The organism is Desulfonatronospira thiodismutans ASO3-1 (genome assembly GCF_000174435.1).
In the GTDB taxonomy this organism is placed as follows: Bacteria; Desulfobacterota; Desulfovibrionia; order Desulfovibrionales; family Desulfonatronovibrionaceae; genus Desulfonatronospira; species Desulfonatronospira thiodismutans.
In genome coordinates this window covers 526,944-547,914 of sequence record NZ_ACJN02000001.1, presented here as the reverse complement: position 1 = coordinate 547,914, position 20,971 = coordinate 526,944, and the positions used below count along the sequence as shown (strand labels likewise).

Sequence of the window (20,971 nt, the reverse complement as noted above, 5' to 3'; positions counted from 1 at the left end):
GATGCCTGCTCCTGCTGTCCGGAAACATCTCTTCAGGTCCTGCACATGAACCTGTATTCAGCCAGCCAGAGCGGGTTAAAAAATTACAGCCCGGAGCCGGCTTCATGCAGAGGATAAAAGATGTCCCGGTCCGAAGTCGGCTCACTTAATCCTCTGCGCCTGACCCGGGATGCATGCGAACCGGTTCTCCATCTACATGTATGCCGTTTTCATCCAGGGTCCCGGAATACCCGGTCACTGCGTCTGAAAAACTGTCCCGGGATCTGATCCAGTCATGGACGTGTTCTGCGCAGGCAGTAATGTCGGCATAAGTGCTGTGCACAGAAACACTTAAGAAGGATCCTGCAAGAGAAAAATCAAAATCCCTGGTGCCGGGTTCATTCACTTCCATTTCAGCAATGAAAGCGGAAATTCTTTTTAACATACCGGTGATCCCGTCTATATCGTTTTCCCCTGATATAATACATATGCGGTCCTGGTCTGTCCTGACCAGCTGATCATAGTTGCGCAGCTTTTCCTTTAAAAACCTGAAGACTTCCTCTTTTACCTGTGTGCAAAGGCCGGTCCCCAGGCTCACTTCCATCCACTCCCTGTTTTTGAAATCAAGAACCGCGGCGGACAGAAATCCTTTTTTGCGCCCCATGCGGTTTACTTCCTGGTACAATGCCTTTTTCAGGCCCTTTTCGTTAAGTGCCAGGGTAGCCGGGTCATACATGGATGATGTCTGTAACTTTTCATGATGCCGGTACCTGGAAAGTCCTGACAGGACCCTCCATTTCAGTTCACACCTTAAAAAAGGATAGATGATAAAGTCATCCGCCCCGTCAAAGCTTGCACATATCCTGGTACGATGCTGGTTTTCACCCATGAGGATTATGTATGCAAAGTCCAGTTGCCCCAGTTGCTGGCGCTTTCTCAATATGCGGCAGAATTCCAGGCCGTCGATTCCGGTATACTCCATGGAAGCAAGAACCAGGGGAAACCTTTTCTCCTCCATTCTGCCCAGGGCCCGGAAATGACTGGCATAAATACAGGGCTTCAGCCCCCACAAATTCAGATCTTCTGCAATTTCCAGGGCACGATCCCGGTCCGGTTCCAGGACCATTATGTTTTCTTCTGTATAGCTGGCCAAAATCCTCGACCCTCCAGGTAAGCTCAAGATTGATGGGAGCTGACAGTCTCTGCACCGTTTTCCTGCTTACCAAGTATCTGTTTAGCGCTTTGCATGTGGCATGGGGACTGGCTCTTCCGGGACCCACTTGTCCCAAAAAATGAGATATTTTAAGCACAAAATGATGCTCAAGTGGGTCCCGGAGTGCCTGTCCCCTGCTTTCCTTAAAAGCGCTAAACAGATACCTTACCATAAAGGCGGTAAACAGATGCTCTGCAGGAAAAAACCAGGGGGTATCAGGCTATGCTTACGCTTTCGGGATTGCGCACCGGCAGTTCAACAACAAAGACAGTCCCCCGTGGCTGATTGCTTTTGACCCGGACATACCCCCCGTGATCCGAAACTATGGATTTGGCTATGGCCAGTCCAAGACCCGTTCCCTCTTTTTTGCTGGAATAATACGGCTCAAAAAGCCTGGCCCTTTCCTCGGAACTAAGCCCCGGGCCATTGTCCGCCACCTGCACGAAAACCCTGTTGAGCTGGGCATCATAATCCAGATCTATGGACACTTTACCGTCGCCAGTTTTATCAATTGCCTCTGCCGCATTAAGAAAGATATTCAGGAGCACCCTTTTCATGGCATCCCGGTCAAAGCTGAACTGGGGGATATTTGAGGCAATGGTCAGCTCCCAGCCTATCTGCCTGTGGCTCTGTTCAAACATGGACACCACCTCCTGAACCAGGCTGTCCAGGGAGTCAGTCCTGGGCCTGACCTCCGGCAGCTTGGCAAAGGTGGAAAATTCTCTGACCATCTGCTGCAGGTTTTCCACCTGCCTGATAATTAGCTGGGTGCTCTGCTCGAAGGATGGATCCCTTACACTGGAAGAAAACTTTTTCTCCAGCCTCTGTGCCGACAGCTTGATGGGGGTAAGGGGGTTCTTGATCTCGTGGGCTATACGCCTGGCCACTTCTCTCCAGGCTGCCAGCCTCTGCATCTTTTCCAGCTCGGTAATGTCTTCAAATACAGCCACGATTCCGTAATCGTCCCCCTGCTCCCCTCTCAGGATCACAGCATTTACCAGTATCTTGACAATACGCCCCTTAACCTCCAGGTCCAGCTGTCTCTGCCACTGGGATTCCGGAAGATCATGCAGCTGATTGAGGACTTCGTGAATCAGACTGCCGTACTCTCCTCCCACCAGATCTAAGGGGTACTGACCCAGCACTTTCCTGCTATCTATACCCAGAATGTATTCTGCCGCCTTGTTTACCGTGGTTATCCTGCCTTCATGATCTACAGATATGACTCCGGCGGTAATGTTATCCAGGACTGCATGCATATACCTGCCCCTGGATTCCAGCTCCTGATTCTGGCTGGCCAGGCGCATGTTGGCCCGGGTCAGGCTGTTCTGACTCTTTTCCAGGTCCCTGGCCATCTTGTTGAAGGATTGAACCAGCAACCCCAGTTCGTCATCGGACTGATCCTGAAGACGCACACTCAGATCTCCCCTGGCTATCCTTTCGGTGCCCTCGGCCAGGGCCTGCACTGGAGCGGATATTTCCCTGGAAAGCTTGAAACCGAACCAGGTGGAGCCGAAAATGATCAGCAGGGTGATGACCCCCAGTATGGTATACAGGGCGGTCTTCATGGGGTTCTTGATGGTTTCCAGCTTGCGGTACTCTTCAATACCCTGCACAATACCGTCCAGCCTGGACAAAAGGCCCGGCTCCAGGGTCTGCCCCATAACCAGAAAGCCCGTCCTGGCCTCATCCACAGGCATAATGCCCACCACCAGGTCTCCAGATTCTTCACTGGGCCACATGCCCGTCCAGTATTCAGGGCTTTCAAGCAGTTCATCCCAGGGAACGCTCTGCCTGATTTCAGGCCAGTAAGTTTCCCACTCCTCATCAGCAAACCAGTTCTGTTCACTTAGAGAGGGGCTGATAATCCCCATGAGACTCAGATCATGTTCAATTTCCTTTTTGTTCTCCAGAAAATTGCTCATGCCCGGGCCACCCCACAGATACTGCTGGGAACGGATCTGATCCAGAGCGATTTCCGAACGTACTTCCAGGCCCTGCTTGACTGAGGCATAAAACACCTGACCCACTTCCAGTGCCTGCTGCATGGACTGGCCAACCTGCTCCTGAAACCAGTAGTCCACCGATGTGTGGACAAAGCGTACTGCAATGAAAAACATCAGGACAGTGGGGACAATGGACAGGGCGATAAATGTCATCACCAAGCGTGTTCTGAGCTTGGACCCCAGGACCTTGCGCCTGCGTTCAATGACCAGCTTGAAAACATTTCGGACAACCAGAAAAAGTACCAGGAGTAGAAGAATAAGGTTCACATTGAAGAAGGCCAGGAAAAGGTAGGATTCAACTCCGAAAAAGTGCAGTTCTATCCAGGTCAGAAGGCCCATTAGTCCCACTGCTGCCAGGGCAATATAAACCTCCCTAAGCCTTCTGCGTTTTTCCCTGGGATCAGGACCGGCAACTTCTATAGTGTTCTGATTCACCTTTAAAACCCTGTACTTGAATTCTCTCGCAGTACCTTATATTTTTAACGTAACCATTCAGGGAATCCTCGGTTGTGATTACTGGCACGAGGCGTGATTCCGGCATCCCCTGTATGGTTACTTTTTAAACCTGCAATGACGCTTAGAAAATGGGTGACTTGTAAAATCATTGTCATTGCAGGGTTAAAATGAAAACTCCTTCTCGTAGCGTACTTCAGGAACTACATCCCATGACAAAAAAAACAGCGTGGATTTTATCCACTGGGGGACGTCCTTAGAAATAACCCTTATTCCAATGTGGAGTTTGTAATCTCTCTGGGGCATAAGTTCTTCCAGCGGAGCGAGCTTTATGCTGATATTTTCAAACAGAGCGTCAAAGCTGTCCTCCTGCAGTTTTTTCAGAGTATATGTCTTGTCTGGAAATTTGATCATGTACTCTTCTGACAAGAGGTCTTTTGCCATGTCGACCTCGATGGTCTTCTCTTGTATATTTTTATTCCAGAAAAGGGTCCTGTGCCTTTTCAACTTGATAGTACAGATCATACTTATCTTGTTTCCATCGTGCAAAGCCTTCTGAATCTTTTCAAACTCCTCGATATCAATGGAAAACATGGCCACAAGATAGTCTTCCTGAGTATCGATCAAGAAGCTGGAAAAGTCCAGCGGTTGTGCTCTGGATTCATAGACATGCAAAAATGACATTCCAGTAAACACAAAAAAGACCAAAATGTATTTAAAAAGTGATCTGTACATTAATTCATATTTTGATTGAATCACATTTGTGTGGTTGCTTTATTTTCAGCTTGCAAATAATTACAAATTGTATCTGTTCAGCTTTTTGCATGTGGCACTGGGACATATCCCTGATTTAACTGTAGCTGAAGGCAATATCAGTTGGTAAATATAAGAATCAGCACTACAGTTATGGCTATAATAGGAACAGCCATAACCTTCAAAAAAAGTATCAATCCTTCTTTCATGTTAAACTCCTTTAGTTCCGTACCTTGACCAGGTGCTACTGTTTTTAGTGTTGTAACCATTCAGGGAGTGCTCGGTGGTGACTCATGGCATTAGGCCAGGGGACTGTCCCCGCACTTATTTTTCTAACGCTCGCATCTGTAAATTGTTCATCAGAAAAAAATAAGTGCGGGACTGTCCCCTGGCCAGTACCTGCCCAACCTGAATGGTTACTCAGTGTTTATCCTGATGGTTTTCAGGCAAAAATATCCGCCATTGAATAAAGCTTCCCGGGTTTCTGCTCTACAAGCCATCTTGCAGCCCTTAGAGCGCCCTGGGCGAAAGTCTCCCTGGAATGGGCCCTGTGAGTCACCTCCACCCTTTCGCCGGGTCCCAGAAAATAAAAAGTATGCTCTCCCACTACATCCCCGCCGCGCAGGGTTTGAACTCCCACTTCGTCTTTCTGTCTTTCTCCGATTATGCCGTGACGAGCGTATACGCCGTGCCTGTCCATATCCAGCCCTTTGGTTTCAGCCAGGATCTGGGCCAGCTTGACCGCAGTACCTGAAGGGGCATCCTTTTTGAACTTGTGGTGAATCTCCATTATTTCCAGGTCGTACTTCTCACCCAGACTCTTGAGCAGTTCCGGAAGGATCTGAATGAGGACATTAATGCCTACGCTCATATTCGGAGCCCAGAAAAGCCTGGTGGATGCGGCCAGGCTTTCAAGCTTTTGTGACTGCTCAGCAGTAAAGCCGGTGGTGCCGATTACAGCCGCGGCACCAGCACTGGAGCATTTTTCCACGGTTTCCATGCTTGCCTCTGGAACAGTAAAATCAATCACTACTGCACCTGGAAAAGAATCCAGTATCCTGGAAAGATCGCTGTCCACTTTGCACGACAAGCTGTCCAGGCCGTCCAGATTGTCCTCTCTTTCAACCACTCCCACCAGGTCAAGCTGAGAATCCTCCATGGCCAGCTTAGAAATAGTGCTTCCCATGCGGCCTTTGGCTCCCATGACTATTACCTGTGTCTGCATAAAGCCTCCTTGAAATATATTGATTTGATCCTGTCCAGTATAGCGTATTTTTTCTTAACTCAAAACAATTGACTGCTAAGCATAACTTTTTTTGCAAGGGGAAGAGCAGGCATGAACTGCAATGAAAATCCGCAAACCCTGAAGTTCTTCTTGAACCTTGAGCATGTTCAAAGGCGCATAAGCAGGGCTCAGGCGCTGGCGGACCAGTTTTCTATCAGGTCCAGGAACTCCTGTTCGCTTAAGATATCCAGGCCCAGCTCGCGGGCCTTGCTCAGCTTTGAACCGGGGTTGTCCCCGGCAATCACCATGTCTGTGTTGCCGGAAACAGAACCGGATACCTTTCCTCCCAGCTTCTCCACTATTTCTCTGGCCCTGTCCCTGGAAAGATTGTGCATGCCGCCGGTGAAAACAAGCTTTTTTCCTTTAAGGGGAAGATCCTCTCCGGCGGCGGCTGCATGCTCAGGCCAAAGGCCGATTTCCTTAAACTCTTCCAGCAGCTTTCTGTTTTGAGGGTTAGCGAAAAATCCGGCGATGGATGAAGCCACCTCCGGGCCTATATCTTCAATCATCTGCAGGCTGTTCTTCTCAGCAGCAGCAAGTTCATCCAGATCTTTGTAATTAGCAGCCAGTCTCTTGGCGGTCTCCACTCCCACATGCCTGATGCCCAGGGCTGCAATCAGCCGTGGCAAAGTGGCTTTTTGAGCCGCAAGCCTGATGGAGTCCAGCATGTTTTGCGCCAGCTTCCTGCCCATTTTATCCAGGGGCAGGAGATCATCAAGGCTTAGCCGGAAAATATCCGCCGGACTGCATAAAAGCCCCTTCTTTACCAGGACTTTTATCCATTGCCTGCCCAGGCCTTCAATATCCAGCCCCTGTTTGCCCGCGAAATATATAAGCTGCTGCTCCAGCCTGGCCGGGCAGGACATGTTCAGGCAGCGAATGGCGGCTTCGTCATCTATGCGTGCAACAGGGCTCTGGCATGCCGGACACTTTTCCGGGAAAACAAACTCTTTTTGGGTACCGTCTCTTTCCCGGGTCTCCGGGCGGACTACTTCCGGGATAACGTCGCCTGCGCGCTGAACAAGGACCGTGTCCCCGACCTTGAGGTCCTTGGCTCGTATCTCGTTTTCATTATGCAGGCTGGCCCTTGAAACCACAACTCCGCCCAGGTTGAGGGGTTCGAGTATGGCTACCGGGGTCAGCACCCCGGTTCTTCCCACCTGCACCTGGATATCCTTGAGCTTAGTTCTGCCCTGCAGGGCCGGAAACTTAACGGCCATGGCCCACCTGGGAGCCCTGGAGGTAAAGCCCAGTCTTTGCTGCAGGCCTATATCGTTGACCTTGATAACCAGGCCGTCTATTTCAAAGTCGCTTTGTTCGCGACGGTCCAGCTGTTCTCTGTAGCATTCTTCCACTTCTGCCGGATCCCTGCAGATCCGCCCTCCCGGAACCACAGGCAGACCCAGTGCATTGAGTCCCCGGGCTATTTCCTCCTGGCTCTGCCAGCCGGCCCCGGACTTGAACCTGCTTATACCTGTACCGTAGGAAAAAAAATAAACAGGCCTGGAAGCTGTAATCCTGGAGTCAAGTTGACGCACAGACCCGGCTGCTGCGTTTCTGGGGTTGGCAAAGACCTTTTCCCCCTTCCGGGCTTTGTCCTCATTGAGACGGGTGAATTCCTGCCTGGGAATGACCACTTCGCCGCGCACCTCCAGGTATTCCGGAAAAAATTCGGTATAAAAAAGGGTCAGGGGCAGATTTCTGATGGTCCTGATATTGTCCGTGACATCCTCGCCAACGTACCCGTCCCCCCTGGTACTGGCGGCAACAAACAGTCCGTTTTCATAAATTATCTCCACCGCAAGTCCGTCCAGCTTTGGCTCCGCCCAGAAATACGGGTCCGCGTCCGGAATCTGCTTCTTGATTCTTTGAACAAACTCCCGGACCTCTTCCAGGGAAAAACTGTTGTCCAGACTGTACATGGGCAGGGAGTGCTCCCTGTGTTCGAACTGCCCTGCCGGCGGGGCACCGACTTTCATGGTGGGCGATCCGGAATGCTTAAGCCCGGGATGCTTTTCTTCCAGGTCTTTCAGCTCCGCCAGCATCCGGTCATATTCGACGTCGCTTATCAGCGGATCATCCAGGACATAATAATAATAATTATGCAGGTTGATTTCCCGGCGAAGCTCCTCCGCCCTGTGCTCAATATGTTCCTGATGCTGATTCATGCGAGGGTTTCCATCTCAAAATCCAGGTTTACATACTCCAAAAAGCCCAGATTCCCACACCCGAACACAGCCTTTTCCCACTCCCATACACCGATACTCCCATACCTGCATACTTCTTTCCCATGCCCCATGCTCCATGCCATCTTCCCCATGCCCCATGCTCCATGCCATCTTCCCCATGCCCTATGCCCCATGCCCTATGCTCAACAACGTATCTGTCCTTCACCCAGGACCACAAACTTGGTGCTGGTGAGTTCCCGCACTCCCATGGGTCCGTATGCGTGCAGCTTGGAGGTGGATATGCCTATTTCAGCTCCCAGTCCGAACTGTCCGCCATCATTGAACCTGGTGGAGGCGTTTACAAAGACCGCTGAAGCATCCACTTCCCGCATGAATCGCATGGAACTGGAATAGTCCCTGGTCAGGATAGCCTCGGAATGTCCTGATCCGTATTTATCTATATGCTCCTGGGCCTGGTCCTGGCTGTCTACAACCCGCACAGCCATGGTCAGGGACAGAAATTCACAGCCGAAGTCCTCAGGAGAAGCAGGCCTGGCAGCGTCTCCGAGAAGAGGCAGGGACCTCTCACAGGCCCTGTATTCCACCTGGTCACCTGCCAGCCTGTAGCTCAAACGGGGCAGAAAGTTTCCGGCAACGTCAGAGTGCACAAGCAGGCACTCCAGGGCGTTGCACACTCCGGGTCTTTGAACCTTGGCGTTCTGGATAATATCTACAGCTCGATCCAGGTCGGCGTCGTTGTGCACATAGATGTGGCATACTCCCTTGTAATGCTTGAGCACGGGCATGGTCGCATCCTGGACCACGGCACGGATAAGCCCCTCACCACCCCTGGGGATGACCACGTCTATGCAGTCGTCCTGCTTGAGCATTATGCGTACCGCTTCCCGGTCAGTGGAGGGCAGGCAGCAGACTCCGCTTTCTGGCAACCCGCTCTGGGCCAGAGCTGTGGATATAAGCCCGGCCAGAGCCTCATTGGAATTGGCCGCCTCGGATCCGCCCCTTAAAATTATGGCATTGCCCGCCTTGAGGCACAATATAGCCGCGTCAATGGTGACATTGGGCCTGGATTCATAAATAATGGCCACCACGCCTAAGGGGATGCGCATCCTGCCCACAGTAATACCACTGGGTCTTTTGTGCATGGACTCGATTTCTCCTACGGGATCATGCATGGCAGCCACTTCCCTGCAGGCTCCGGCCATGGATTTTACGGCGCCGGAATCGAGTTTGAGCCTCTCCACCCTGGCTTTGTCCAACCCCCTTGTTTCCGCCTCCTGGATATCTTTGATATTGGCCTCAAAGATTTTTGCGCTATTTTGCTCCAGCAAATCCGCCAGTATTTCCAGGGCCCTGTTTTTCTTTTCCGAGTCCGCCCTGGCCATAAGCCTGCCGGCATCCCGGGCCTTGCGGGAAACATCTTTGACCTGTTGCTCCAAACTCATTTAAACCTCCAGATATCAAGGATTTGTGTCAGTATCTCTGCACAAGGAGGACTCCCAGAATCAGGAATATGACCCCGAGAACCCGTCCCATGTTTACTGGCTGTACAGGATAGCCGATAAGACCGTAATGGTCCAGAATAATAGAAGCGGTCATCTGGGCCGTGATCAGTGAAGCCAGAAGGGTTACTGCCCCAAGCTTGGGAGCCAGAATAATTGTGGTGGTCACAAAAAAAGCCCCTAGCAGACCTCCGGTCCACATCCAGAGGGGGAGCTTGCCCCAGAGCGACATAGCCGGTGCAGGGATGCGAAGCATGATGCAAAGCAGGATCAGGAATGCAGCACCCACTGTAAAGGATACTGCTGCGGCCATGATGGGGCTTTTGATCTGGGCTCCCAGCAACGCGTTGATGCCGGCCTGCACCGGCATCATTATACCGGCTGCCAGGGCTAGTAAAATATACAGAAATTTCACAATCAGCCCCGCTTAATTCAAAAGAAAAAAACGGTCAAATTCTTTATAGTTACCCTTTATGCTGCACAGCCGCCGGATAATGTTTAATTCATGGTAATATTTAAGCCCTTTTCAAAGATAAAACTCTTCTTTATCGTTCCCACGCTCTGCGTGGGAACGTTTTTCGATCCGGCACTCACTTTTGACAATGGAGAAGTACCAGGTAAATAATAGTATTCAAAAGTGAGTGCTGGATAAGACAACGTACAGGTTATTATTACTTATTTCCTTATCCCAGGCCTGAGAAATTTTTACAGGATCATCCAGCAAGCCTGTGTTATCCTGATCCCTGTCGCGGTATTCCAGGTACTGGGGAATTGCTATCATAAGCAAAAAAGCAATCAGGGCCAGAACAACAACAAATCCCAGAAAGGAAAAACCTTCCTGCTTCCTTGAAAAAAACATACCAGTACTCCCTGCCTGATATTTAAAGAAAATTCACAGCCTCTCGCCATGAAAATGCTTTTGCCGGGGTCGGCGTCAGTATCGGTTCAAAACTGACTGAATGAATGCTTTTTTTCACCTGTTCAGTCAAGTTAAATATCCCGCCGTCCCGGATACCCTGCGTAGTAACCCTTCAGGGGGGAGATATGCCGATTTACCTGTCTGCCAGGCGGGTAATGCCTTGCTGGGGATATTTATTCTTCAAAACCGTGTGTGCGGAACACCCGCCTGCCCGCTAAAATTCCGCAGGACAGCAAAGCGTATTTTTTGTCGGGTGTGAAGCCTGAAGGCTTCCCGTGCCTAAGAAGATTTTTTTGGCACGGGCAACTTCGTTGCTCACGGGCGGCTTTGCCGCTCACGGCTGGGGAGTATGCCTCAAGTCTATTCTCGGTAGCAATTGCTGGTACCCCCTGAATGGTTACCCTGCGTATAAGGGGATGCAGAACCTTTTTTGAGGATTTTATTCTTGAGCCCCGTTTTCACCCTTTATCTTTTTTACCAGCCTGGGCAGATATAGGGAAAAAGCAAACAGGACCACGGATAGAAATACCTGCCAGGAAAGAAGCCCGCTCCATTCCCCGGACAGCCATACATCGCGCAGCGTACCGATAAAGAAAGTAAAAATAAATGTCCCCACGACTATTCCAAAGGCGGTGCCGAAGAAATAATCCCAGAACCTGACCCTGGTCAGGCCCATCCCGAAGTTCATGGGGGTGAAAGGAAAGTAGATCAGGCGCAGATAGAGTACAGTTGCAAAGCCGTTTCTCTCTATAGCCTCGTCGTATTTCTTAAGCCTGTCGCCTATAAGGGAGGCGGCAAATTCCCGGCCCAGGGTGCGCCCGATAAAAAATGCGGTGCTGGCCCCCAGCATGGCCCCGATCCAGACGAAGACAAAGCCCACGTAAGGACCGAACAGGGCTGCTCCCACACCAGCCAAAAGAGTTCCCGGAACAAACAGGCACACCCCGATGGCGTATAAAAGACTGAATACGGCCGGGGCCCACCATCCGATATCCTCCAGAAAGGCCACCAGGGTTTCCTGGGTGAAGTATTCCCGCAGCTGGGTGAACTGAACAGAATAAACAGCCGCAACGATAAACAGCAAAAGAGCCAGGATCTTTAATATAGCCCCGCGCCCGGGGCCTTTTCTGGTGGATCCGTTTTGTTCCGCCATTTCTGTACTCCCTTGATTTTTTACAGCCGGGCAGGGCCTCAGCTTCCGAACATGCGTCCCAGAAAACCCTTTTTCTCCGGGGGCTGAAGCCCCAGGTGACGGCAGATGGCCTCTTCCACTGTGTACTCATCCACGTTGGCCCCTTCCACAACCACCTCGTCGCCTACCATCACTGCCGGAGCCACAGGCAGGTCCTGCTCAAAGTATTCATCGGTATGGTATTCCTGCATGGGCTTGGAAACCGTCTCTATTTCCACATCGTATTTTTCGCCCAGCCTGGGCATCATCTTCAGAAAATTCTTTCAGGGCTTGCCCCTGGGCTCATTGAGGAAAAACATGACCTTGAGCATAATCACTCCTTCTCTGTTTTCTGTAAAGCATTGTGCATAAGTCCAAGGAATTCGCCGGGCGGAATGAAGTCCACCACACGCAGATCCTCCATCTCCTGCCCTTCAGGGGTGAGAAATATTACCGTGGGGACTCCGCGCACCTCGTACTCAGCCACAAGCCTTTCATGAAGTTCCACTCCCCCGCGCGTCATGTCCACCTTGATGGTGATAAACTCCCGGGAAAGCTCAACTACATCCTGATCCTGAAACGTTACATTCTCTAACTGTCTGCACGGTGCGCACCAGTCAGCATAAAAGTCCAGCATCACCGGTTTGTTTTCTTCCCCGGCCTGTTCCAGAAGCGCCTCGGAATAATCATCCCAGGCCACTCCGGGTCCCTGCAGGGCGTAGGACCCGGCAATGAAGACCGCCAGAGTCATGCCCACCAGGAGAACAGCGGATTTCATCCAGACAAAAGCCCTGAACCCGGCCTGAGTCTTGTCCAGAACGCCCAGATGAAGGGCTGCGGCCAGAAAAACAGCAGCCATGACAAAGGTCCCGGCGGGATCTCCCAGCAGCGGTTTGAGAAAATAAACAGCCATGCCCACCAGGATCCAGCCCAGAAGTTTTCTGACCCAGATCATCCATTCACCGGAGCGGGGCAGGCTCTGCAGCTTGCCGGAGAATACCGCCAGAAAGAACAGCGGGACCCCCAGACCAAGGCTCAGGGTGAAAAAGACGGCAAATCCCAGAAGCGGGCTGCCCATGGTAGCCACCCAGGCCAGCAGCCCCAGGACAAAGGGGCCTATGCAGGGCGCGGCCACCACGCCGATGGTCAATCCCATGAACAGGCTGCCGAAATATCCGCCGAATGACCTGGAAGCGGCCTGGTTTAGAGACGCCGGGAGTCGCAGTTCCCAGAATCCGAACATGCTCAGGGCGAAGATAAGCAGAACCAGGGCAATGCCGGCCAGCACTAAGGGGTTTTGCAGCAGTCCGCCTATAAGCCCGCCGGTCAGGGCTGCGGCCACTCCCAGGATGGAGTTGGTTGTAGCCAGGCCCAGGATGTAAAGCCCGCCGTGGATCAGCAGCCTGCCCCGGCCCTGACCGCCCATGCCCCCGAAGAAGGATACGGTGATGGGGATGAGGGGATAGACGCAGGGTGTCAGGTTCAGGGCCAGACCACCGGCAAAGACCGCTGCCAGGGTGCCGAAAAGGGCCAGGCCTTCCAGAGTGCCTGGGCCTTCAGCCTCAAGGGGTGTGGCCGGAGCTTCAGCCGGGAGGCTGTGCACGGGATAGCCTTCTTCTTCCCAGGCCTCGAAGCCCTTGGGGTCACGGTAGACGTTTTCATAACCAAGACTTACGGCCACCCGGGCCGCGGAGTCGCTTACGACTCAGTCCATGCCGTCTCAGTAGAAGACCAGGGCCGTCTCCTTGTCCCTGGCATGCTGGCTTAAAAAGTCGCGCAGGTCACCTCTTTTCATCCACCGGTCCCAGAACCAGGGCTGCATGAAAAAGTTTTCTGCATTTTCAACGTGTCCCAGGCGGTATTCCCATTCCTGCCTGGTATCCACTATCACCAGGTCCTCGACTTCCTGGTGCATTTTATAAAGCTCTTCAGTGGTAAGAATTTGATACCCGCCTGCTTCAGCTTCTTCATGCACTTCTTCCCAGGTTGCATCTTCGAATTCAATTTCCAGATTTGTAAGCCACAAGGCTGTTCCGGAAATCACCAGAGACAGTACCATGAGAACAATAATGCGCCTGGGGCTCATAACTCCTCCACGTTTTGAAATTGCAGGATATGCTGCTTGGGCTTTTAGATCTTGCCTTCCTGCTCAAGCTTGGCCTTCAAAAACTGGGCTCCGGCCATGCTCAGTCCCAGTTTCTCCGCCATCAGGGCGGCATCTGAGCTTTGTGACTTTTCTGCCTGCCTGACAAACTCCTTTTCCAGCTCTTCCAGCCAGTCCTCGAAAAGAGGCAGGAGTTCCGGCTCGGCAATACTGTTCAAGGCCCGGGACCTGGAGATCCTGTCCACCAGGCTCTGACACATATGCGTTGGATCGACACCTTCGTCCAGGCATTTGGCCATTCACAGATGCACCATGCTGGAGATCTTGTCCTCATCTCCTTTTTCCAGAAGTGCCAGGACAAACCTTACCCTCTGCTCGTCTTCCAGCCTGGATAAAACCTCCCGCAGAGCACCGGAAAAGGCGTCCAGGGCCTCTTCAGGCTCCAGATTCAGGACCAGGTCCAGGATGTTTTTTTTCAGGGCTTCAGTATCTGCACTCATAAATGTATCCTTTCTAAAGATTGCTGCGCTTATCCAGAACCAGCTGAGCCAGCTGTTCAAGTTGATCAAGAACATCTAACACCCTGGGGTCGTTTAAGCTGTAGTAGACAAAAGGCCCCTGCCTTTCCACAATAACCAGCAAAAGCCTTTTGAGTTCACGCAGGTGATGAGAGACAAGGGGCTGGGATAGATCCAGCTGCTCCACAAGGGCGCTCACCGACTGCCTTTCACTTCCCAGACACCTGAGAATGCGCAGGCGGTTGGCATCTCCCAGAGCCTTGGCCAGCTGGGCGGCATTTTGCAGGCTTTCCCTGGGCTGGTTGTTTTTAGAATCAGTCACTTCATAGGCCTCTTACATCTGTTGTATAAACATATAAATTGTTGTTTATATCATGTCAAATATTATTTTCTCGTAACTACTCGCCACCTGCAAAAGCTGAACAATCTAAGCGTCAAGCTGCATGATCCGGGGGCTTTGCAAACAGGGCGTAAACTGTCTGAACGACGTAGGAAGCGTTAATCAAAACCGTTCAACACCGAACTTGATTCAAAGCATATTATAGGAAATATCCTGGCAATCAAACGCGTGTATAGGTTTTGATTTACGCTTCCTTGGAGTGAGTTTTTACGTCCTGTTTGCAAAGTTTCCGGACCATGTTGAATAGTTGCTTTTTCTCATGACAACTCACCATGGCTATGTTTTGGGAGGTCAGCAAATCAGAGGTCTGTCAAGCGCCCTGCCACGCGCCTCGCGTGGTTCGCGTAGTTCGCGTAACAAAATGATTTTTTGCAGTCACATCATGTATGGGCAGTCAGTGACTTACTCCTGAAACCCTGTCACAAAAAACAAGAAAAATTTGAGCCATGACGGGGGTTCATCGCTTGGCACTGGGACTGTGCCTCACTTATTTTTTTAAGAAAAAGACTACTGCCCACAGATCACACAGATTGACACAGATAAGAGAGGTCTTTTATGTGCATACCAGGAATGAAGAACCTGGTATGCACATGGTCTCCACCGCATCCGCGGTAGATACCGGGGAGTAATCTTCCCCCGCGCAAGCGGCTGATGCCTTTTCCTTGCGGGTTCTTATTCCCGCAAGGAAAAAAATGCTTCTTCAATCTCTTTTATCTGTGCCTGCCACGCGCCTCGCGTGGTCAATCTGTGTGATCTGTGGGCCAAAACTCTTTTCTTATCTAGGTTGTGGGCAAAGCCCGCGTTAAAAGTTTTTACTTCCCTACTTTCATACTTCCATACGCCCCTACTCCCATACGCCCACACTCCCCTACTTCCACCAAAAAAGCTCCGGCAGCTACTCCTGCTTTCTCAACCCTTTGATATATTTAATTGCCGAGCGGGCGGCGATGGCGCCTTCACCCACTGCCACGCTGATCTGCAGAAAACGGCCCACGCAATCACCGGCGGCAAAGACACCCGGCACGTTGGTTTTTTGTTCATGATCAGCTTCTATAAAATTCTTTTGGGTGGTTATGCCTAAGGAATAAGCAAAATCCAGAGAAGAAGCCTCACCCATGGCTACAAACAGACCGTCCACATCCAGGGTGGTTCCGTCTTCAAAGTGTGCCTTTTCCAGAAACTGCTCCCCTTCCAGGTTCTGGATTTTGCCCTTCATGATCTCGATGTCCAGTTCCTGGAGATGCTGCATATAATTTTCAGGTATTTCAGGTTCCTTGCCCTGGGTGCAGATGCTTACATAAGGAGTGTACTCCTTCAGCTCAATGGCCTGGTTGGCTGCAAAGACTCCCTCTCCAACCACTACGACCTTTTTGCCCTTGAAAAAGAATCCGTCGCAACTGACGCAGTACGAAACCCCTTTACCCTCATATTCGGAGATATTTTTTATACCCGGTCTGACCCGGCTGACGCCTGTGGCCAGAATAACCGTCCGGGCCTGATATTCGCCGTAGTCGGTCTTGATCTTGAAGGTCATATCCGGCTGCATGTGAATGGCCAGGACCTTTTCGCAGCTGAGCTGCGTGCCGTATTTGGCAGCGTGCTCACATCCCAGCTCTATAAGTTCGTTGCCCTTGATACCTGCGGGAAAGCCGAAGTAATTGTCTATATCATAGTCTCCGGCCACCTTTGGGGCGCACCCGATAATAAGGGTATCCAGCCCGGCCCTGGAAGTGTAGATGGCCGCGGAGAGTCCGGCCGGTCCCTGTCCGATTATGGCCACATCCTTTACTGACATTTAAAACTCCTTCATTGAAAGATTGCACGGACTTACGTTTATGCGTTGCCATAAACATATAAATGACTGCTTATCTGCTGTCAACCACATCATGGCCGATGGAAAAACGTCAACTGCTCAAAAATCTCGGCGGCAAAAGAGCCAGTCCCCGGAGGTAAGCATTCAGGGGGTTCCCGGTGGTGGCTGATGGCACAAGGCCAGGGGACTGTCCCCGCTAAGTTTTAATTATGCAGTTTAACAAAATTTCGCGACTGAACTTTTTGTACTTGTGCAGGAAAAGTGTCGCGGGGACTTTCCCCCTGGCCGGTATCTGCCTCTTGAATGGTTACCCCCGGAGGCCAATCATAAGTTTCGCTGTAGTGCTAAGCAGATACAGATTATTTAAGCTGAACTACTCTGGGTATCAAGTTTTGAATCAGGTACTATTAGAAAAGCGTCTTCAAAATTGTCCTGATTATCTAATATCATCCCCGCACCCCGTATTACCGCAGTAAAAGGGTCATCATCTGAAATAACCTTTAATGATGTCTGCTGGGCGATGAAATGGTTCATTCCGTTTAGCAGGGACCCTCCACCAGTTAAGTGTATGCCGTTTTTTAAAATATCCCCTGCTATACTGGGAGGAGTGACTGACAATACTTCTATTATATTCTGGGCAATGGTATCCAGAGAATTCTGAATCGCATCTGTAACCTCATGGCTGTTCAGTGTTATGGATTTCGGAGTGTTCTTTATCAAACATTTTCCTTGAACCTCCATGGCCAAATCATCATTTACAAAGACAGCTCTTCCTATTTCACATTTTATTTTTTCAGACATAATTTCACCAATCAAGAGGCGATGATTTTCCCGCATGTGCCTCTGAATCGCTTCATTTATATCATCTCCTGCCACTTTTATCGACTTATAAACAACCAGGGAAGACAAGGATATTACACCCATCTCCGTAGTTCCTCCTCCGATGTCAACAATCATACTGCCTTCAGCTTCCGCAGTAGGCAGTCCAGCGCCTATTGCTGCTGCCATAAGTTCATTAACTAATCTGACTTTTTTCGCCCCCATCAATCGAATTGCTTCACTTATAGCACGTTTATCCAGTTGAGTAATTTCTAAGGGAACCCCTACGATAATAAATGGCTTGAAAAGACTTTTTCCAGGGAGCACCTGTCGTATAAAACTGTTGATCATTATCTGGGTAACCTCAAAGTCTGAGATTACTCCATGACTCAAGGCATGCATTGAAATGGCATTAGGGTGAGTCCGGCCTGAAAAATCTCTGGCTTTTTGTCCTATGGCAAGAACCTCTTTACGGCGTTTATCCAGCAATACCACAGAGGGCTCATTCAGAACAATTCCGTCCCCGCGACTGTATATCAGAGTATTGGTTGTGCCCAGATCAATTGCAAGCTCTCTTCTAAAAAACATGTGACGTCACCCGCTTATTTATGAAATCACAACGAAATGTTACCGCCTATAACCTGCACTTTCCTTAAATCATTTCACTTTGTCTACAATAATTTATATTACTGAATAATATCAAAAAAAACAGGGTGTTAATTGCAAAATGCACCTTGCATGGAGGCAGATTTTACACTTTGCGTCAAGCGCTATATGTAAAACAAAGCGTAACCATTCAGGGGGGCCTCGGAGTTGATTACCGGCACAAGGCAGCCCCCTGAATGGTTACAACAAAGCTTCAGCAGCCAGGCGGCAAAGGGGGCTTGACCTCCTCGGCTACCATCAGACAGAAATCTTTATGGAGTCTGCAGTATGAAAAATCTGAATATTTTGATCACCGGCAGTCCTGGCACCGGCAAAACCACCCTGGTCAGGAGCCTTTGTCACAGCCTGAAGGATTTTAATCCGGCCGGATTCTACACCCAGGAGATCCGGGAGAAAGGAAAGCGGCTGGGGTTTGAACTGGTAAGCCTGGATGGTCCCGGGATGATCCTGGCTCATACCGATTTGCCCGGTGATTTCCAGGTGGGCAGATACGGGGTGGATGTGTCCGGCTTTGACAGATTTTTAAAGCGACTTAGACTTGATAACACCCAGACAGGACTTATAGTAATCGACGAGATTGGAAAGATGGAGTGCTTTTCTGACAATTTCGCCGCACTTGTCTATACAGCCCTGGACTCCCCCATACCAGTGCTGGCAACCGTCGCAGCCAAAGGGGGAGGATTGATTACCGCAGTCAAAAAGAGGCCCGATGTAGAGGTTGTTGAACTTACCCTGCACAACAGAAATGAGCTTGCGCCAGAGCTGGAAAGACGGATCAGGAATTTTCTGTCATGAAGTTTTCGCCCATACAGGTTATAGTTCCGGTAAAAATCACCAAGCCTTCAAAGCTGTTAATCTGGAGGCTTTATCAATGTTTGCAGGTGGATGACATTGGCTTCCAGGGAAATTATTTTTGATGAGTTTTTACAAAGGGTCTGCCCTCCAAGAGATCTGGACTGGCGCAAGTACAGGCGTGCCAGCCGTCGCAATGTGCTCCGGCGTATTTACCAGCTGGGACTTGGAGGTTTTTCCGAGTATGCTGACTACATAGATTCTCACCCCCTGGAAGCAGCCTTCCTGCCCAACCTGCTCAATGTCACTGTAAGCCGATTTTTCCGGGAGAAAGAACTCTGGGATCACCTGGCTGCCGATGTACTTCCGGCCATGGCTGCTGCACATCCTGCCAGCCGGCCGCTGCAAGTGCTGCATATCGGATGCTGCAACGGCGAGGAGCCTTACTCCATGGCCCTTTTGTGGAAAAATGAAATAGAACCGGTTTTTCTAAGGACGAGCATTTCAATTACCGCCCTGGACATTGATCAGGCGTGTCTGGACCGGGCCAGTAAAGGCTGGTACCCACGTAAGACCCTGCGCGAAGTCCCGGTCGAACTGCAGAGAAAATGGTTTGAGCCGGAAATGGAGGGTTTCCGGCTGCACAAAAGAATCAGGCACATGGTCAATTTCACAAAGCTGGACCTGTTGAAAGACCATCTGCCCGGGAAGCAGGATATGGTATTCTGCAGATACCTGGTCTTTACATATTTCCAGGGTAAAAGGCGCAGGGAAATGGCCCGCAAAATTTCAGAGTGCATAAATCCCGAAGGGCTGCTTATTCTGGGCCGGAAAGAATCCATCGAACCGCAGGAACAGGACCTGTTTACTCCTGTCTCCCAGAACTTGAAGATATACAAAAATGAACGATGAGTATCTGTTTAGCGCTTTGCATGTGGCATGGGGACTGGCTCTTCCGGGACCCACTTGTCCCAAAAAATGAGATGTTTTAAGCACAAAATGATGCTCAAGTGGGTCCCGGAGTGCCTGTCCCCTGCTTTCCTTAAAAGCGCTAAACAGGTACAACGATGATAACCCTTGAAGTAACCATTCAGGGGGTTCCTCGGTGGTGATTACTTGCACAAGGCCCTGGGGACTGTCCCCCGCTAAGTACTAACTGTGCAATCTCACAAAACTTCGCGCATGTACTTTTTGTATTGTGCTGAAAAAGGTGTCGCGGGGACTGTCCCCGGGCCGCTTGAGGCATCCCCTGAATGGTTACCCCTTGAAGAGCAACTATCTCAAAGAATTACCAACCATGATGTGACTGCAAAAAGTCATTTTTGCAGTCACATCTTTTATGCTCCCTGCCCTGATTTTAAGCCTTCTCTGCCAGCACCCCCTTTGAAAAGCCCGGCACAACCCTAAAGACACGGGAAAGACATCCGATTAAGTAACCATTCAGGGGGGCAGGTACCGGCCAGGGGGACAGTCCCCTGGCCTAATGCCATGAGTCACCACCTGCGACCCCCTGAATGGTTACATCGATATTATCATGGGAATGGAAAACATGCAGGGCTGTTTCTGCTGCCTGGAGCCGGTCCACACGTCAGCTCTGAAAATTATTGGGAAAAGCATTTTTTAACCTTGAAAATTGTGAAAAAATATGCAAGCAACCTTTTCAAGACTTTCCACTACACGCTCTTGTTCTGCTTCCTGACAAGCTGATTTTCTGCTTCAGTCCGTATTCGAAACGCCACGAAAACAGATCTAGTCCTGAATTAATCCGCCGGGACAAGCTGCAGCCGGACTGGACAACAGGTCTTAACCTGCAGCCTGAATGATAACTCCGGCACAAGACAAATTGTTTGTTCAGTTTTTCCCGATAAGGAGGAGGCCATGAAATACATGCTGGTTCTGGTATCGGCTGCAATGGTTTTATTTTTGGGGCTTGGACTGTCCCTGGGGGATACCTTTGAAAAGGAGTATGTCGGTTCTGATGCCTGCATGGACTGCCATATTGAGGAATATGAAAACTTCATGGAGTACGCCTCCAAATCCAACTCCGATGAAAATGTCCAGCTTATGCTGGATAAGCTTACCCCTGATGAGCAGCGTGAATGCTACGAGTGTCACACTACCGGCTACGGTGAACCTGGAGGTTTTATCAGCTTCGAGGACACCCCGGAACTGGGACACGCCGGATGCGAGGTCTGTCACGGCCCCGGCTCGGAACATGCCTTCACCGGTGATCCACACCTCATAGAAGCTGACCTGAATATCGAAGAACATTGCGCTCCCTGCCATGATGATGAACGGGTCCGCAACATCAATTACAAACCCCTGCTCTATTCAGGGGCGCATTAAGCCCCAGCAAGCGTCAACTCTTTATTTTTGAAGATGCTGGCGAGTA

At 50.5% G+C, this 20,971-nt stretch carries 19 protein-coding genes; 3 read left to right on the top strand and 16 right to left on the bottom strand.

Annotated elements, in window-relative coordinates; translation table 11 throughout:
* Positions 1–145: 145 nt before the first annotated feature.
* The 16 genes from DTHIO_RS02530 to DTHIO_RS02445 all read right to left on the bottom strand — a co-directional run bounded on the left by DTHIO_RS02530 (position 146) and on the right by DTHIO_RS02445 (position 17,709).
* Entirely contained in the window at positions 146–1,132 is a 987-nt protein-coding gene (locus DTHIO_RS02530; protein WP_008868782.1) for a diguanylate cyclase domain-containing protein, read from the bottom strand.
* Between the two features lie 275 nt (positions 1,133–1,407).
* Positions 1,408–3,633 carry a sensor histidine kinase gene (locus tag DTHIO_RS02525; protein WP_008868781.1) on the bottom strand — a complete coding sequence of 742 codons (2,226 nt, stop codon included), beginning with the start codon at positions 3,631–3,633 and terminating at the stop codon, positions 1,408–1,410.
* Positions 3,634–3,816: 183 nt separating this feature from the next.
* Entirely contained in the window at positions 3,817–4,410 is a 594-nt protein-coding gene (locus tag DTHIO_RS02520) for a DUF4390 domain-containing protein (RefSeq protein WP_144311421.1), read from the bottom strand.
* Between the two features lie 436 nt (positions 4,411–4,846).
* Positions 4,847–5,629, bottom strand: a complete 783-nt coding sequence (gene dapB / locus DTHIO_RS02515) for a 4-hydroxy-tetrahydrodipicolinate reductase (protein WP_008868778.1) — start codon at positions 5,627–5,629, stop codon at positions 4,847–4,849.
* 188 nt (positions 5,630–5,817) lie between these two features.
* Positions 5,818–7,857, bottom strand: a complete 2,040-nt coding sequence (gene ligA / locus DTHIO_RS02510) for an NAD-dependent DNA ligase LigA (protein WP_008868777.1) — start codon at positions 7,855–7,857, stop codon at positions 5,818–5,820.
* Positions 7,854–8,009 carry a hypothetical protein gene (locus DTHIO_RS21335; RefSeq protein WP_008868776.1) on the bottom strand — a complete coding sequence of 52 codons (156 nt, stop codon included), beginning with the start codon at positions 8,007–8,009 and terminating at the stop codon, positions 7,854–7,856. The genes ligA and DTHIO_RS21335 overlap by 4 nt, the downstream gene beginning before the upstream one ends.
* A 51-nt stretch (positions 8,010–8,060) precedes the next feature.
* Complete coding sequence (locus tag DTHIO_RS02505; RefSeq protein WP_008868775.1) at positions 8,061–9,320, bottom strand: glutamate-5-semialdehyde dehydrogenase; 1,260 nt, start codon at positions 9,318–9,320, stop codon at positions 8,061–8,063.
* Positions 9,321–9,348: 28 nt separating this feature from the next.
* The gene (locus DTHIO_RS02500; protein WP_040417421.1) at positions 9,349–9,792 is read right to left on the bottom strand and encodes a DMT family transporter; all 444 of its coding nucleotides are present in this window, start codon (positions 9,790–9,792) and stop codon (positions 9,349–9,351) included.
* Positions 9,793–10,008: 216 nt separating this feature from the next.
* Complete coding sequence (locus DTHIO_RS02495; protein WP_008868773.1) at positions 10,009–10,236, bottom strand: type IV pilin protein; 228 nt, start codon at positions 10,234–10,236, stop codon at positions 10,009–10,011.
* A gap of 499 nt (positions 10,237–10,735) precedes the next feature.
* On the bottom strand, positions 10,736–11,449 hold the full coding sequence (locus DTHIO_RS02490) for a TVP38/TMEM64 family protein (RefSeq protein ID WP_008868772.1): 714 nt from the start codon (positions 11,447–11,449) through the stop codon (positions 10,736–10,738).
* Between the two features lie 38 nt (positions 11,450–11,487).
* A complete protein-coding gene (gene tsoC / locus DTHIO_RS02485) occupies positions 11,488–11,799 on the bottom strand; it encodes an NEPxGxxU motif selenoprotein TsoC (protein WP_337833156.1) in 312 nt (103 codons plus the stop codon).
* Positions 11,800–11,801: 2 nt separating this feature from the next.
* Entirely contained in the window at positions 11,802–13,553 is a 1,752-nt protein-coding gene (gene tsoB / locus DTHIO_RS02480) for a rhodanese/DsbD fusion-like selenoprotein TsoB (protein WP_337833155.1), read from the bottom strand.
* Between the two features lie 44 nt (positions 13,554–13,597).
* A complete protein-coding gene (gene tsoA / locus DTHIO_RS22795) occupies positions 13,598–14,071 on the bottom strand; it encodes an LULAXC motif selenoprotein TsoA (RefSeq protein WP_334290380.1) in 474 nt (157 codons plus the stop codon).
* Between the two features lie 13 nt (positions 14,072–14,084).
* Positions 14,085–14,411, bottom strand: coding sequence for an ArsR/SmtB-type metalloregulator TsoR (gene tsoR, locus DTHIO_RS02460; protein WP_008868766.1), 327 nt, complete (start codon positions 14,409–14,411; stop codon positions 14,085–14,087).
* Positions 14,412–15,384: 973 nt separating this feature from the next.
* Positions 15,385–16,284, bottom strand: coding sequence for an NAD(P)/FAD-dependent oxidoreductase (locus DTHIO_RS02450; protein ID WP_008868765.1), 900 nt, complete (start codon positions 16,282–16,284; stop codon positions 15,385–15,387).
* A 381-nt stretch (positions 16,285–16,665) separates the two neighbouring features.
* A complete protein-coding gene (locus DTHIO_RS02445; protein WP_008868764.1) occupies positions 16,666–17,709 on the bottom strand; it encodes a rod shape-determining protein in 1,044 nt (347 codons plus the stop codon).
* 345 nt (positions 17,710–18,054) lie between these two features.
* Between DTHIO_RS02445 and DTHIO_RS02440 the strand changes: the two genes are divergently transcribed.
* The 3 genes from DTHIO_RS02440 (at position 18,055) to DTHIO_RS02430 (ending at position 20,925) form a co-directional block, all read left to right on the top strand.
* Positions 18,055–18,582 carry an NTPase gene (locus DTHIO_RS02440; RefSeq protein WP_008868763.1) on the top strand — a complete coding sequence of 176 codons (528 nt, stop codon included), beginning with the start codon at positions 18,055–18,057 and terminating at the stop codon, positions 18,580–18,582.
* A gap of 90 nt (positions 18,583–18,672) precedes the next feature.
* Positions 18,673–19,491 (top strand): CheR family methyltransferase, encoded by an 819-nt coding sequence (locus DTHIO_RS02435; RefSeq protein WP_008868761.1) that lies wholly within the window; start codon positions 18,673–18,675, stop codon positions 19,489–19,491.
* 966 nt (positions 19,492–20,457) lie between these two features.
* Entirely contained in the window at positions 20,458–20,925 is a 468-nt protein-coding gene (locus DTHIO_RS02430) for a cytochrome c family protein (protein WP_008868760.1), read from the top strand.
* Positions 20,926–20,971: the final 46 nt, after the last annotated feature.